Annotated in this window: 15 protein-coding genes; 3 read left to right on the top strand and 12 right to left on the bottom strand. The window is 35.8% G+C overall.

Going from position 1 to position 14441, the window contains the following annotated elements:
• Positions 1-6 precede the first annotated feature (6 nt).
• The 12 genes from nuoK to C3L50_RS10445 form a co-directional block, all read right to left on the bottom strand.
• Complete coding sequence (gene nuoK, locus C3L50_RS10500) at positions 7-324, bottom strand: NADH-quinone oxidoreductase subunit NuoK (protein ID WP_103806126.1); 318 nt, start codon at positions 322-324, stop codon at positions 7-9.
• Positions 321-842 carry an NADH-quinone oxidoreductase subunit J family protein gene (locus C3L50_RS10495; RefSeq protein ID WP_103806125.1) on the bottom strand — a complete coding sequence of 174 codons (522 nt, stop codon included), beginning with the start codon at positions 840-842 and terminating at the stop codon, positions 321-323. The genes nuoK and C3L50_RS10495 overlap by 4 nt, the downstream gene beginning before the upstream one ends.
• Before the next feature lie 4 nt (positions 843-846).
• Complete coding sequence (locus tag C3L50_RS10490; RefSeq protein ID WP_103806211.1) at positions 847-1323, bottom strand: 4Fe-4S binding protein; 477 nt, start codon at positions 1321-1323, stop codon at positions 847-849.
• 5 nt (positions 1324-1328) lie between these two features.
• Positions 1329-2384, bottom strand: coding sequence for an NADH-quinone oxidoreductase subunit NuoH (gene nuoH, locus C3L50_RS10485; protein ID WP_103806124.1), 1056 nt, complete (start codon positions 2382-2384; stop codon positions 1329-1331).
• A 10-nt stretch (positions 2385-2394) separates the two neighbouring features.
• Positions 2395-3516, bottom strand: coding sequence for an NADH-quinone oxidoreductase subunit D (locus tag C3L50_RS10480; protein WP_103806123.1), 1122 nt, complete (start codon positions 3514-3516; stop codon positions 2395-2397).
• A gap of 6 nt (positions 3517-3522) precedes the next feature.
• On the bottom strand, positions 3523-3984 hold the full coding sequence (locus C3L50_RS10475; protein WP_103806122.1) for an NADH-quinone oxidoreductase subunit C: 462 nt from the start codon (positions 3982-3984) through the stop codon (positions 3523-3525).
• A 10-nt stretch (positions 3985-3994) separates the two neighbouring features.
• Positions 3995-4555 (bottom strand): NADH-quinone oxidoreductase subunit B, encoded by a 561-nt coding sequence (locus tag C3L50_RS10470; RefSeq protein WP_103806121.1) that lies wholly within the window; start codon positions 4553-4555, stop codon positions 3995-3997.
• Positions 4546-4896, bottom strand: coding sequence for an NADH-quinone oxidoreductase subunit A (locus tag C3L50_RS10465; RefSeq protein WP_103806120.1), 351 nt, complete (start codon positions 4894-4896; stop codon positions 4546-4548). Before C3L50_RS10465 ends, C3L50_RS10470 begins: the two co-directional genes overlap by 10 nt.
• A 170-nt stretch (positions 4897-5066) precedes the next feature.
• The gene (locus tag C3L50_RS10460; RefSeq protein ID WP_103806119.1) at positions 5067-5615 is read right to left on the bottom strand and encodes an REP-associated tyrosine transposase; all 549 of its coding nucleotides are present in this window, start codon (positions 5613-5615) and stop codon (positions 5067-5069) included.
• A gap of 224 nt (positions 5616-5839) precedes the next feature.
• Positions 5840-6277: a hypothetical protein gene (locus C3L50_RS10455; protein WP_133158875.1), complete on the bottom strand. Its 438-nt coding sequence runs from the start codon at positions 6275-6277 to the stop codon at positions 5840-5842.
• Positions 6278-6392: 115 nt separating this feature from the next.
• Positions 6393-7406: a 2-oxoacid:ferredoxin oxidoreductase subunit beta gene (locus C3L50_RS10450; protein WP_103806117.1), complete on the bottom strand. Its 1014-nt coding sequence runs from the start codon at positions 7404-7406 to the stop codon at positions 6393-6395.
• A gap of 2 nt (positions 7407-7408) precedes the next feature.
• Positions 7409-9262 (bottom strand): 2-oxoacid:acceptor oxidoreductase subunit alpha, encoded by a 1854-nt coding sequence (locus C3L50_RS10445; RefSeq protein WP_103806116.1) that lies wholly within the window; start codon positions 9260-9262, stop codon positions 7409-7411.
• Between the two features lie 149 nt (positions 9263-9411).
• Here C3L50_RS10445 and C3L50_RS10440 point away from each other — a divergent pair, with 149 nt between their 5' ends.
• The 3 genes from C3L50_RS10440 to C3L50_RS10430 all read left to right on the top strand — a co-directional run bounded on the left by C3L50_RS10440 (position 9412) and on the right by C3L50_RS10430 (position 14441).
• Positions 9412-9762 (top strand): 4Fe-4S dicluster domain-containing protein, encoded by a 351-nt coding sequence (locus C3L50_RS10440; RefSeq protein WP_103806115.1) that lies wholly within the window; start codon positions 9412-9414, stop codon positions 9760-9762.
• 136 nt (positions 9763-9898) lie between these two features.
• Positions 9899-13438 carry a pyruvate:ferredoxin (flavodoxin) oxidoreductase gene (gene nifJ / locus C3L50_RS10435; RefSeq protein ID WP_103806210.1) on the top strand — a complete coding sequence of 1180 codons (3540 nt, stop codon included), beginning with the start codon at positions 9899-9901 and terminating at the stop codon, positions 13436-13438.
• Positions 13439-13877: 439 nt separating this feature from the next.
• Entirely contained in the window at positions 13878-14441 is a 564-nt protein-coding gene (locus tag C3L50_RS10430; RefSeq protein ID WP_103806114.1) for an outer membrane beta-barrel protein, read from the top strand.

The following is a 14441-nucleotide window of genomic DNA, read 5'->3' as shown; positions in this document are numbered from 1 at the left end:
TGAATATTAATACTTCATAATTTCAGTGTCCTTCACTTCAACAGAGCTAATTTGTCGGTACAGATTAATGATTATTGCCACAGCCAAAGCAGTTTCGGCCGCAGCCACCGCAATAATAAAAATCGAAAAGAAAACGCCCTGCAACACATCGGGATATAAATATTTGTTGATGACAACAAAGTTTACTGCCGAAGCATTTAAAATCAACTCAAGCGATATTAAAATCGAAATCAAGTTTTTTCTGGTAATGAACCCATAAATCCCTATAAAAAATAGAATAGAGGTGAGGGTAAAAATTTCGTATATGCTAATTCCAGCTATCATAATGTGTCGTCGTTTTTAGTTAGTTTGTCTCCTTTTCCGATGATGATGGCTCCAATCATAGCGGCCAATAGTAGCACACTGATAACTTCGAAAGGCAAGATAAATCCACCAGCATCATAGCTTAGAAGTCCTCGTCCAATATCTTCTACAGTTGTAGTTTTCGAATTTTCTACAACATTGAAATTAGTAGAATAAATAGTAGCTAAGAAAACACCAAGTCCTACTAAGCAAGCTATTGCAGTTATTATTTTTTTGGACAGTTTGGCCATTTCCAATTCCATTTCGATATGGTGAACCAATAAAACCGAGAAAATAACCAAGACGATAATCCCTCCAGCATAAACCGTCAATTGAACGGCGGCCAAGAAATTATAATCAATCAAAAAGTAAATTCCCGCTACGCCAATCAATACAAACAGTAAGTAAATAACAGACCGAAGCATTTTGCGACTCGTAACCGATGCAATGGCTGCGACAATCATTATCAAGGCTAAAATGTAAAATAGTATTTTTTCCATAAGATTAATCTTCTACACCAGGCATTAATTTCGATCCTGGTTTGTTTAAAACTCTAGTGAGGTATGCTCTATCGTAAACGGAATTTTCAAAATTTTGAGCCCATTTAATCGCATCGGTGGGGCAAGCTTCAATACATAAACCACACATCGTGCACATTCCTAAATGATAAATATGTTGGTCTATCATTTTTTTCTTTTTGCCAGTTTCAGGATCGACTTGTCGGTCCCAAATAATTTCGATACTTCCGTTCGGGCAAGCCAATTCACATTTTTGGCAACCTGTGCAACGGTGTTCGTTGTTCTCATCGTGCGGCATCACTACCTCGCCACGAAAACGGTCGAACATTTTTAAAGTGTCTCTATTGTCAGGATATTGTTGGGTTATCGCCCCTTTTCTGGAATGTAAAAAATACTTTCCGGTGACACTCATTCCTGTGAGAAGTGTTTTTACACCATTATATATATCTGAAAAATAACTCATAATTTTTAAAATTGAATTGTTAATCCAAGCAATACCATCAATGCCATTAAAAGTAAGTTCATTAAATTTAACGGAAGCAAATATTTCCATTCTAATACCAAAAGTTGGTCAATTCTTAACCTTGGAAATGTCCATCTAAACCACATCATTAGGAATATTAATAGCAATGTTTTTCCTAAAAACCAGAATACACCAAGCAAAGGAATATTTTCGGTTATGCCAAAAGGAGAAAGGTAAGCTCCAAAAAAGACAGTGGTTGCAATCGAGGCGATGATGAACATATTGATAAATTCTGCCAAGAAGAAATAGGCAAACTTCATTCCCGAGTATTCAGTGTGAAAACCAGCACCCAATTCGGATTCGGCTTCTACTAAGTCGAAAGGTGCCCTGTTCGTTTCAGCAGTTCCAGCAATCATATAAATGCAAAAAGCGATTAGGGCAGGAATATGTCCTTGAACGATAAGCCAACCTCCTTTTTCTTGAACTTCTACGATTTGCGAAAGTTGCAAAGAACCGGTCATTAAAACCATTGTGAGCAGTGATAATCCAACGGACAATTCGTAGCTAATGGTTTGAACACCGCTTCGCATTGCACCAATCAAGGCAAATTTATTATTGCTACTCCAACCCGCCAATAAAATTCCGATTACACCAATCGAGGAAATAGCTATTAAAAAGAAAATACCAATATTGATGTCAAAGGCGTGTAACTCTTTCGTAAAAGGGAAAAGCGACATCGCCATCAAGGCAGTTACGATAACAAAATAAGGAGCTAAATTGTATAAAAATTTGTCGGCTTTGAGGGTTCCTGTTAACTCTTTGGAAACCAATTTCAAGGCATCGGCCATAGTTTGTAATAAACCTTGGTAACCTACTCTGTTTGGACCCAAACGCAATTGAAACCAAGCGGCGACTCTTCTTTCGAGTAAAACCAAGTATAAACCAGCAACTGCAAAAATAGCTAGGTAAACTACGGCTATCAGTACCATTTCTACAATGCTTGCAGTAGTTTCTGGCATCAGGCTAAAAAGCCATTCGTGAATATTTTTTGTAATGTTCATAAAATTAATTTTATCGGTCGATATCTGGGATTACAAGGTCTAATGTTGCCATAGTTGCTACTAAATCTCCAATTTTTCCACCAACGGCGATATGGTTTAATAAGGATAAATTAGAGAATCCTGGCGAACGGAATTTCATTCGGTACGGATTTTTTGTTCCAGTACTCACGATGTAAACCCCTAATTCTCCTCTTGCAGTTTCTACTTTTTGGTAATATTCGCCTTCTGGCAATTTGATTACTGCATTGGTTTTGGCAAAAAAATCACCTTCGGGAATGTTGTCAATTAATTGTTCGATGATCGACAAGGATTCCCACATTTCTAAAACTCTAACTTGGTAACGGGAATAAGTATCGCCTTCGGTTTTTAAAACTTCGTTGAATTTTACTTTGTCGTAAGCACTATACGAATGGTGTTTTCTTACATCGCAAGAATAGCCAGAAGCACGACCCACAGGGCCAGAAGCTCCAAACGAAATCGCATCCTCTTTGGTTAAAATACCAATGCCTTCCATCCTTTTTCGGAAGATGATATTATTGGATAAAAGCAAATCGTATTCTGGTAATTTGGTTTTGAAATGCGCAATGAATTCTTTGGTTCTTTTTACAAAGTTTGGGTGAATGTCAAACATCAATCCTCCTGGAATGTTGTAGTTCATTGTCAAACGTGCGCCACAGGTTTCTTCGAAAATGTCGTTGATCATTTCTCTGTCTCTAAAACCGTAGAAGTAGGTGGTCAAAGCGCCAACATCCATTCCCATAACGCCCCACCACAAAGTGTGAGATGCGATTCGGGTCAATTCGGCAATGATGGTTCGAATGACTTTTACACGTTCAGGAATTTCTAATTCTAGGGCATTTTCAACCGTTAGGCAAACGGCTTCGTTGTTGATATGTGAAGAAAGATAATCCATTCGGTCGGTCAAATGCACGATTTGCTGATAGCTGTCGCGTTCACACATTTTTTCGATAGAACGGTGGATGTATCCTAAATCGGGTTCTACTTTTTTGATTATTTCACCATCAATAGTCAATAAAAGTCGCAAAACACCGTGAGTTGCTGGGTGTTGCGGCCCCATATTGATTTGGTATTCTTCGGATTTAAAGTTGTTTATTATGGGTGTTGTGTCCATAGTTCCTTATTTGATAATCATATTAATTTCATCTACATAATCTTTTCTCAACGGAAATCCGTCCCATTCTTCGGTCATAAAAAGTCTTTTTAGATTGGGATGATTGGTGAATTGAATTCCGAAGAAATCAAAAACTTCTCTTTCGTGAAATTCTGCCGTGTACCAAATTTTGCAAACCGTATCAAATGTTGGGTTTTCTCGGTCTTCGGTTTTTACTTTTACGACCAATTGATGGCGGTGAGTTGTAGATTCTAAATGGTAAACAACACCTAATTCTTTGCCCCAATCCACACCGCTAAGACAAAACAAATAATCGAAATTCGTTTCGGAATTACTTTTTAATTGCGTCATTAGTGGGATAAGTTGTTCGGGTGGAACGGTGATATTTAGAAACTGTGATTTTTCTTCTGTGAATTCCAATTCTGGAATCCAAAGGCTTATTAAATTTTGTAAGGCTTCGTTTGTCATAATTTTGGTATTATAGTCCTTCGTCAAACCCATCTACAGGGAAAACTTTATTTTTCATGTTTTCTGTTTTGATTTTCGCTTGAAGCATCAACATTCCTTCTAGCAAAGCTTCTGGACGAGGCGGACAACCCGGAACGTAAACATCTACAGGAATTACGTGATCTGCTCCTTTTACTACCGAATAGGAATTGTAAAAAAATGGTCCACCAGATATGGCACAAGCTCCCATTGCAATTACATATTTTGGTTCCGCCATTTGATCGTACAAACGACGTAAAACCGGTGCCATTTTGTTGACAATAGTTCCTGCAATGATAATTAAATCGGCTTGACGTGGCGAAGGTCTTGCTACTTCGAATCCAAATCTTGAATAATCGTGACGAGCAGCTCCAGTTTGCATCATTTCGATGGCGCAACAGCTTGTTCCAAAATAAAGGGACCAAAGCGAGTTGGCTCGACCCCAATTGATGATATCGTCTAAAGAGGTGACCAAAATATTGGCTCCATTACCTCCGGGAATTACCTTTCCCGGGAAATCTGCTGGTATTTCAGATGTGTTATTTACTCCCATTTTAATGCTCCTTTTTTCCAAGCGTAGGCTAAACCTAAACCTAATATTACTAAAAAGATGATGATTTCGACAAAAGCGACCATTCCAATTTCTTTGAAAACGACTGCCCAAGGAATTAAAAAGGCTACCTCGACATCAAAAACCAAGAATAAAATGGCATATAAATAGTAGCCCACTTTAAACTGAACCCAAGTAGGGCCAATGGTGGTCATACCGCTTTCATACGGCTCCCGTTTTTGGGTGTTGTCTGATTTTGGTGAAATTAAATTAGAGAGAAAGTTGGCGCCGGCGACCAAGACTATTCCGGCTAATAAGAAAACTATAATTGCTTCTGAACCCATATATATTAAATTTATTTATTGTATTACTTCGCAAATTTACATTATTTAATCTACTATTCCCATAGGGTAATAAACTTTACTGTTAATTTTATTTTATTTCACTTCATAAGTCTCCTTTCGCTAGGTCTCCTTTCGCTAGTGCGAGCGTCACGCTCGTACCCGCAACAAAATTAATTTAAATCTATTTCTAAAATTGTATGGTCATTATTCCCATAATTTCTTGCACTACTATATTTCCAATCTATTGGGTCGGTCACAAAACCTGTTTCAACTGGATTGTTATGAATATAATCAAGTTTTTGCTCAAAAACTTTTAGTGACCAAATTTCAATTGGGTTATTGTTTTGTTGCCAAAATTGTCTAAATTTCACATTACTGTTTTTCTTTCCAGCTCTTTCAAACATCCACAGTAACCATTCTTTTCTGCTTTCTTGTGGATTTTCTTCAATTACTTTTAAAATTTTTCTTGATGTAAATCCTTTTAAATCTCTTATTAAACCTGATGGATCACCTAATGATGATCTAAAAATTAAATGAATATGACTCGGCATAATACAATATCCATAAATTTCCATCCCTTTGTTTTTTCTACAATAATCTAACGACTCAATCATACAACCAAAATAATCATCTCTAGTAAAAACATCTATCCAATAAACAGTAGCAAAACTTATAAAATAGGCTCCATACTTTTCGTGAAATTTATATTTTCTACTCATCGAAAAACTAAATTAATTTTGCATTTGTTTGTTGGCACGAGCTAGAAGCTCGCGCTAGCAGGGGGACTGAATCAGAGTTAAATCTTTTTTATCAAATTTCACGAAATATTTTTCTTTAGAAATCTGAAATTCAATAGTTTCATTATGATTGTTGTATTTTAATGTATGCTGTGCATTCAAAGAAAATGTTAGCAATATAATAATCATAGGTAAATAATTTTTTTTCATTGTCTTATAATTTTTGTTAATGTTAAATAGTTATAGGTATAATCAGTAGGTGCGACAGGGTTTACGCAGAGATTTTTAGCAGTGCCAGAAAACTGGATTAATGTCCCTGGGTAAGGGGGAATATCTCCAAAACTATTTAAAAAAGTATCATTCAATATAAAAAATGTGTGAATACAATTTGAGCAATTTTTGCTCGCATACCATATGCCATAATTATAATTAGGTATATTATTGTTTTCTGAATAATCTGTTCTCTTGTATAAATATCCCTGTTGATTGTCATTATCATTTATAGTAAAAATAATTTTTCCGTCACGACCACATTCAGGAGTTTTTTCGTCTTTGCTACAACCACTTAGTAATATAAATAGCATAAATAAAAAATATCTAAAAATATTTTTGACAAATCTTTGAGTATTTCTGTTGTGTTTCATTTTTTTTTGTAAATTACATTACTAATGATTATTCATAAAGAATAATAAATTTAGTTTTTAATAATTGTCTATTAAGATTTTAGTTTATTTCAAGTTTGCTTATTCTTAAAATTCACTATTTTACTTCATAAGTCTCTCCTGAGAAGAACAAATCGTCCGTTTTTGTAAAACTCGAATTAGCTTTAACCTGCGCTGTCAAATCATCTTCTCTTTCTTCTAAAGTAACATCACTAAAACTTCTAATCACTCCTGTTGCCAATGGATATTCCATTCGAACCAGCATATAATGTAGTGTTGGATCTTGTTCTTTAGCATTGTGAACTAATAAATCTTCTTGTGTAACTCCGTTTTCACCAATAGTTACTACTTCTAATTTTAGTCCTTTTAAAACTAATCCTTTGTCACGATTTTTACCAAAAATCATTGGTTTTCCGTGTTCCAAATAGATTTGTTTGTCTTCTTTTACGTCTTTATCAGTAAGATGATTGAAACATCCATCATTAAAAATTACACAATTTTGTAATATTTCGATTAATGAAGTTCCTTTAAATTGTTGTGCTTCGATAAAAATCTGTCCCATTTCTTTTGGACTTCCACCGCCAACTCTTGCAAAAAATCGTGCTTGAGCTCCCAATGCTAATTCGCCGGGAGAAAAAGGAGGTTGTGTATTTCCGTAAGGGGAAGATTTCGTTTTTTGACCAATTAACGAAGTAGGAGAGAACTGCCCTTTGGTTAAACCATAAATTTCATTGTTGAAAAGAATGATATTCAAATCGATATTTCTACGTAAAACGTGTATAAAATGATTGCCACCAATAGCCATTGCATCGCCATCACCTGTTGCAATCCAAACACTTAAATTAGGATTTGCCAATTTTATTCCTGAGGCAATTCCCGGTGCTCTACCATGAATACTGTGAATTCCGTAAGTATCTAAATAATAGGGAAAACGGGAAGAACAGCCAATTCCAGAGACAAAAACAACGTCTTCTCTAGCCACTCCCATTTCTGGAAGTATTTTTTGCATCGTGCGCAAGATTACATAATCATCGCAACCCGGACACCATCTTACTTCTTGATCGCTAGTAAAATCTTTAGCAGTATATTTTTTTTCTACAGTCGTTTCCATAATTACACTAGTGATTTAAATTTCTCAATTAGGTCTTCGTTGGCAAAAGGCAATCCTTGCACTTTATTAAATTGGTAAAAGTCAAATTTACTGTATTTAATTTTGAGTAGGCTGGCAAATTGACCGCTGTTTAATTCGCAAACCAGAATTTTTTTGAATTTGGATAAAACTTCTTCGGTGTTTTTTGGCATTGGATTAATGTAATTGAAATGGGCATAACCAATGTTTTTATGTCCCAGTTCATTCATTTGTTTCACCGCCGAATGCAAAGAACCATAGGTTCCGCCCCAACCAATGACTAATAAATCGCCTTCATTGGCAAATTCAGTTTCTAAGTCTGGTATATTAAATTTTACTCGCTCGATTTTCTCGGCTCTAATTTGAGTCATTTGCTCATGATTTTTCGGGTCATAAGAAATATTTCCGGTAACGGCGTCTTTTTCTAATCCACCAATTCGATGTTCTAATCCCGGAGTTCCTGGAACAGCCCAATTTCGAGCCAATGTTTTTTCGTCTCTATCATAAGGATGCCAGTCTTCTTTTACTTCAGTAATTCTATTGCTTTTTATTTCTGGCATTTCGGCAACGGTTTGTATTTTCCAAGGAGCCGATCCGTTTGCGATGTAACCGTCAGTCAATAAAATAACGGGAGTCATATGTTCTAAAGCCAGTCTAGCCGCTTCGTAAGCAAAGTTAAAACAGTTGGCAGGTGTGCTGGCAGCTATAACAATTAATGGACTTTCACCATTTCGACCATACATGGCTTGCAATAAATCCGATTGTTCTGTTTTGGTTGGTAATCCTGTTGAAGGGCCTCCACGTTGCACATCTACAATCACTAATGGCAATTCGGTCATTATGGCTAAACCAATGGCTTCTCCTTTTAAGGCTAATCCAGGACCTGAAGTAGTTGTTATGGCTAAATCTCCCGCAAATGCTGCGCCAATTGCCGAAGTAATTCCCGCAATTTCGTCTTCGGCTTGAAATGCTTTTACACCAAAATGTTTGTGTTTTACCAATTCGTGCAAAATGTCGGTTGCAGGAGTGATTGGATACGAACCTAAGAATAATTCCAATCCTGATTTTTCGGCCGCTGCCAAGAACCCCCAAGCAGTTGCTGTATTTCCCATAATAATTCTATAGGTTCCAGAGGGCATTTTTGCTGGCGAAATAGTGTAGGAGTTAGGAATAAGTTCTAAGGTTTCGGCAAAATAATAGCCAGCCATTAAAACTTTAGTATTCGCTTCGACGATATGTGGTTTTGACTTGAATTTTTTATTAAAGAAATCAATAGTATATTCGGTCGAACGGTTGTACATCCAATAAATCATCCCTAAAGAAAACATGTTTTTACTTCTCGAAATCGATTTAGTGTCTAAACCTGCCACATCTTTCAATGCTTCTTTGGTCAAGGAAGTCATATCTACTTCGATAACTCTGTAATTATCGAGGCTTCCATCTTCTAATGGGTTTGAGGTGTATTCTGCTTTTTCTAAATTTTTCTTATTAAAAGAATCAATATCTACTATTAAAGTATGACCTGGTTTTAAAGCATACAGATTGGTTTTTAATGCAGCAGGATTCATAGCTACTAATAAATCTACAGCATCTCCAGGAGTGCTAACTTCAACACTACCAATGTGAACTTGATAGCCAGATACTCCATACAAACTGCCTTGAGGTGCTCTGATTTCGGCTGGATAGTTGGGAAAAGTGGCAATATCATTGCCAAACATCGCTGAGGTATCCGTAAATTGAGTTCCTGTTAACTGCATTCCATCTCCAGAGTCACCAACGAAACGGATTACTACGGCTTCTAATTTTTCAGGCTGAGGTTTAATTGTAGTTGCACCCATAAGTATGATATTTTTTCATTATTAATAAAAAATGTTAATAAATGATGTGTCAAATTTAATTTTAGATTATTTAATAAAATATGACGATTATCATATAAAAGTAATAAAAAGCCATTTAATTTTACGGGGAATTAAAAAATATATCTCTTATGGCAATAATTATTACGGACGAGTGTATCAACTGTGATGCATGTATTTCAGAATGTCCAAACAACGCAATTTATGAACCAGACACTAAGTGGTCTTTTGCAGATGGATCGGCTTTGAAAGGAATGGTAAAATCTCCTTCAGGAATAGAAGTCGATGCTAGTGAAGAGCATGACGCAATTTCTGATGAGTTTTTCTACATTGTAGCTGACAAATGTACAGAATGTAAGGGGTTTCACGATAAACCACAATGTGCTTCTGTTTGTCCTGTTGACTGTTGTATTCCTGATGGGAATCATGTAGAAACAGAAGCTCAATTATTAGACAAAAAAGCTTGGTTGCATAATGAGTAAATCATGGAGTTGGAAAAAGCTAAAAAGCCATTTGGAATTTTAGCTTTTTTTGGCTCTTAAAATTAAATACCGTCAAGTAATTTGTAGATTGAATGGTTCGTCACAAATTCGAGATGGTTTAAAAAACTTTATAAAAATGAAGAATAAAACTTTTAAAAAAGTAATTTGTGACGGTAATGAAGCAGTGGCTTTAATTGCTCACAAAACCAATGAAGTCTGTGCCATTTATCCTATTACGCCATCTTCGCCAATGGGGGAACACGCCGAACTTTACAGCTCAAAAGGCAAAAAGAACATTTGGAACAATATTCCAAGAATTGTCGAAATGCAAAGTGAAGCGGGTGCTGCAGGAACTGTTCACGGTTCGTTGCAAGCCGGTGCTTTGACTACAACATTTACCGCTTCTCAAGGCTTGTTGTTGATGATTCCTAATATGTATAAAATTGCTGGTGAATTATTGCCTTGCGTCATTCACGTGGCAGCCAGAACGGTGGCTACACACGCACTCTCTATCTTTGGAGATCATTCCGATGTTATGGCTTGCCGACAAACAGGATTTTCTATGTTATTTGGTGGTTCTGTTCAAGAAGCACACGATTTTGCCTTAATTTCTCAGGTGGCAACACTTAAAACTAGAGTGCCATTTATGAATATTTTTGATGGTTTTAGAACCTCTCACGAAATTTCAAAAATTGATTCTATTCCTGACGAAATCATTCAAGCGATGATGCCCGAAGATAAAGTGGCCGAACACAGACATAGAGGATTAGATCCTGATCGTCCAGTGCTTAGAGGTACCACTCAAAATCCAGATGTTTTCTTCCAAGCTCGTGAAGCGGCCAACAAATATTATGATGCTGTTCCTGCAGCCGTTCAAGAAGTAATGAACGAGTTTGGCGAACTTACAGGTCGTCACTATAATTTGTTCGATTATATAGGACATCCAGAAGCCGATAGAGTAATTATTATTATGGGTTCTGCCGAAGGTCCTGTAAAAGAAGCTCTCAGCGTAATGCTTGAAGAAGGCGAAAAAGTGGGTGTTATTTTAGTTCGCTTGTTCAGACCTTTCGATATTAGTGCTTTTGTGAATGTATTGCCAAAAACAGTTCAAAAAATAGCTGTTATGGATAGAACAAAAGAGCCTGGAAGTATTGGTGATCCAATGTATTTAGATGTTGTTACTGCACTTGTTGAAAGCGGTAGAGAAATGCCTATTGTAGTTGGTGGTCGTTACGGATTGTCATCCAAAGAATTTACACCAGCGATGGTAAAAGGAATTTATGACGAATTATCGAATAAAAAACCTAAAAATCACTTCACTATTGGAATCAATGATGATGTAACTTTCCACAGTTTGTATTTTGATCCTAAGTTCGATATTCATACAAAAGCCATTAGCTGTATGTTCTATGGTTTAGGTTCTGATGGAACGGTTGGGGCCAATAAAAACTCCATCAAAATCATTGGTGAAACTACAGATAATTACGTTCAAGGATACTTCGTTTATGACTCTAAAAAAGCGGGAGCACAAACTATTTCGCACTTGCGTTTTGGCCCAGACCCAATCAATTCCAACTATTTAGTGGATAAAGCCGATTTTATCGCCAGTCATAAATTCAATTTTATTGAAAAATTCAATATGATTGCTGAGTTGAAACACGGTGGTACTTTCTTGTTGAACTCACCCTATTCTAAAGATGAGATTTGGGCGAGATTGCCTATCCAAATTCAACAAGGAATCATTGACAAAGAAGCTAAATTCTACGTAATCGATGCTACAAAAGTAGCTTTCGAAGCCAGTCTTGGAAAAAGAGCCAATACCATTTTACAAACATGTTTCTTCGCTATTTCGGGAATTTTACCTAAAGAAGAAGCGATTGAAAAAATTAAAAACGCTATCGTAAAATCCTACTCTCACAAAGGTGAAAAAGTAGTGAAAATGAACTTTAACGCGGTGGATAAAGCTTTAGAAAATTTATTCCAAGTTGATTATCCAAAAGTAGCTACTAGCGAAAGACATTTAGCTTCGGCTATGAAAAATGCTCCTGATGGTTTTGTTACCGAAGTGTTAGAAAAAATATTAGGTGGTTTTGGCGATGATCTTCCAGTGAGTGCTTTCACGGTAGATGGAACTTTCCCAACAGGAACTTCACAATTCGAAAAAAGCGGTATTGCCGACTTTATTCCAGTTTGGGACGACGAAAACCTTTGTACACAATGTAACAAATGTGTGGCTATTTGTCCTCACGCTGCCATTCGTTCTAAAGTAGTAACGAATGATGAATTAGCAAAATTCCCAGGATCATTAAAAAGTGTTCCAGCCATTGGAAGACCTTTTGCTAAAGAAAACGAATCTTATATTTTACAGGTTTCACCAGAAGATTGTACTGGTTGCGACCTTTGTGTAATGGTTTGTCCAGCAATTTCAAAAGAAAAAGAAAACTTCAGAGCCATCAACATGCACAAGAAAATTGAAGTGGATGTCGAAGAAAATGTAAACTGGGATCACTTTGTAAGCTTGCCTTACTATGACAGAACGGCTTTGCAAATCACTAATGTAAAAGGCTCTCAATTCTTAGAACCATTATTCGAATTCTCAGGAGCTTGTTCTGGTTGTGGAGAAACACCTTATATCAAGATGATTACGCAATTGTATGGCGATAGTATTATGATTGCCAATGCAACAGGTTGTTCTTCTATTTATGGAGGAAATTTACCAACTACACCATATAAAACCAATGAATTTGGTAGAGGTCCAGCTTGGGCAAACTCACTTTTTGAAGACAATGCCGAGTTTGGTTTAGGTTTAAAATTAGGATTGTCTAAAAAACAAGAAATCGCAGTTGATTTATTAGTTTCATTGAAATTAGTAGTTGGCGAAGAATTAGTGGATGCTATTCTAAACAACTCTGAAGAAACCGAAGCCTTGAAAAACGAAAAATTTGCTCAAATTGAAGCACTTAATAAAATTTTAGCACGAATTAGTGATACCAATGCCGATGCTAAAAAATTAAGCCAATTGACCGAATACCTTCGTAAAAAAGCCGTTTGGATTTTTGGTGGAGACGGTTGGGCTTATGACATCGGATACGGTGGAGTAGATCACGTTTTATCTACAGGAGAAGATATCAATATTTTAGTAATGGATACTGAGGTGTATTCTAACACTGGTGGACAAGCTTCTAAATCGACTCCTCTTGGAGCAAGTGCTAAGTTTACTATTGGTGGTAAAAAAACAGGTAAAAAATCCCTTGCGCTTCAAGCTATTTCTTATGGAAATGTGTATGTAGCTCAAATTGCAATGGGAGCCAAAGACCTACAATCGCTTAAAGCTATTGAAGAAGCCGCAGCTTATCCTGGACCATCCTTGATTATTGCTTATTCTCATTGTGGTGAACACGGTTACGAATTGAAAAACGCAATTTCGCAACAAGAAAAAGCAATCGATTCAGGATACTGGCCATTGTTTAGATTCAATCCTATGGAAGCAAAAGGTAAAAAATTCAAATTAGATTCTAAAGCACCAACAATTCCTTTGAGCGACTTTATGTACAACGAAGCTCGTTTTAATAGAGTGGTAAAAGAAAATGCCGAATTAGGTGCCGCGTTATTGACTCAAGCCCAAGAAGAAGTAGATTCTAAATGGGAAAGATTAGAACTGTACAGAGATTTGTAATAGGATTTATTAATTTAAAACTGCCCTAACAAAGCAGCAAAGATTGTAAATTGAAAAACCTACTCGGGATTTAAAATCTTGGGTAGGTTTTTTTTTATGGATTTTGAGTGCAAAAATGAAAAAAAATGAAAAAAGTTGTGCCAAATGTGGAAAACCGTAAAATAGAATGTTGTGGACTTTGTAATTTTAAACTATAATTAAAAACGTACAAAAAAAGAATGTTTTTGCTTATATAAAAAAAGAAAAAACTTATATTTTGGCAAGAAATTTGTAAGTAAATATTCAGTGATATTATTGCAAATAGTTAATTAACAAAACGCTAAAAAACACTAACGTTCGCTATATGAAAATACAAAAAAAGAGACTGTTGCAAGACCACAGCCCACCCCTCAAAAAACAGATTAATCATTATTAACTTTTATAAATCTTAAATATACATATGAAAACAATTAAAATATTTTTTATTACAACAATTTTATTTACAATTTCTGCTAGTTCCCAAATCACAAAAGGAAATTGGATGGTCGGAGGAAGTGGAAGTTTTATAAACTACAAAAACACATATTCAGACAATAATACTGAAACAACTCAAACTGGTTTTGCCTTTGAATTATCGCCAAATGTAGGGTATTTTGTGGTTGACAATTTTTCAATAGGAAGTATTGTCGGTCTTTCTTTTATAAACCCCTCTGGGTCTGATAATAATAGCCAGAGTTTCGGATTAGCGCCTTTTGTTAGATACTATTTTAGAAAATCTGATAAGATTATTAACCCTTTTCTTCAAGCAAGCTATAGTTTTAATAGAAGTAAGATTCAATTGGAAGGTGGTCATAATAAATCGTCTGAATATAGACTTAAAGGAGGTTCGGCCTTTTTTTTAAACAGTAGTGTTGCACTTGAAATAACAATTGAATATAGCTCTTCAAAAAACAATGTTAATAATAATCAATATGATAGGTTCACAACTGGAATCGGACTACAAATACATTTAGAAAAAGAATAA

Source organism: Flavobacterium alvei (assembly GCF_002920895.1).
Taxonomy (GTDB): Bacteria; Bacteroidota; Bacteroidia; order Flavobacteriales; family Flavobacteriaceae; genus Flavobacterium; species Flavobacterium alvei.
This window is presented reverse-complemented; position numbering and strand designations above follow the sequence as displayed.

Coding starts and splice junctions, on each gene's coding strand:
- nuoK (WP_103806126.1), bottom strand. CDS start 324: ATGATAGCTGGAATTAGCATATACGAAATTTTTACCCTCACCTCTATT.
- C3L50_RS10495 (WP_103806125.1), bottom strand. CDS start 842: ATGGAAAAAATACTATTTTACATTTTAGCCTTGATAATGATTGTCGCA.
- C3L50_RS10490 (WP_103806211.1), bottom strand. CDS start 1,323: ATGAGTTATTTTTCAGATATATATAATGGTGTAAAAACACTTCTCACA.
- nuoH (WP_103806124.1), bottom strand. CDS start 2,384: ATGAACATTACAAAAAATATTCACGAATGGCTTTTTAGCCTGATGCCA.
- C3L50_RS10480 (WP_103806123.1), bottom strand. CDS start 3,516: ATGGACACAACACCCATAATAAACAACTTTAAATCCGAAGAATACCAA.
- C3L50_RS10475 (WP_103806122.1), bottom strand. CDS start 3,984: ATGACAAACGAAGCCTTACAAAATTTAATAAGCCTTTGGATTCCAGAA.
- C3L50_RS10470 (WP_103806121.1), bottom strand. CDS start 4,555: ATGGGAGTAAATAACACATCTGAAATACCAGCAGATTTCCCGGGAAAG.
- C3L50_RS10465 (WP_103806120.1), bottom strand. CDS start 4,896: ATGGGTTCAGAAGCAATTATAGTTTTCTTATTAGCCGGAATAGTCTTG.
- C3L50_RS10460 (WP_103806119.1), bottom strand. CDS start 5,615: ATGAGTAGAAAATATAAATTTCACGAAAAGTATGGAGCCTATTTTATA.
- C3L50_RS10455 (WP_133158875.1), bottom strand. CDS start 6,277: ATGAAACACAACAGAAATACTCAAAGATTTGTCAAAAATATTTTTAGA.
- C3L50_RS10450 (WP_103806117.1), bottom strand. CDS start 7,406: ATGGAAACGACTGTAGAAAAAAAATATACTGCTAAAGATTTTACTAGC.
- C3L50_RS10445 (WP_103806116.1), bottom strand. CDS start 9,262: ATGGGTGCAACTACAATTAAACCTCAGCCTGAAAAATTAGAAGCCGTA.
- C3L50_RS10440 (WP_103806115.1), top strand. CDS start 9,412: ATGGCAATAATTATTACGGACGAGTGTATCAACTGTGATGCATGTATT.
- nifJ (WP_103806210.1), top strand. CDS start 9,899: ATGAAGAATAAAACTTTTAAAAAAGTAATTTGTGACGGTAATGAAGCA.
- C3L50_RS10430 (WP_103806114.1), top strand. CDS start 13,878: ATGAAAACAATTAAAATATTTTTTATTACAACAATTTTATTTACAATT.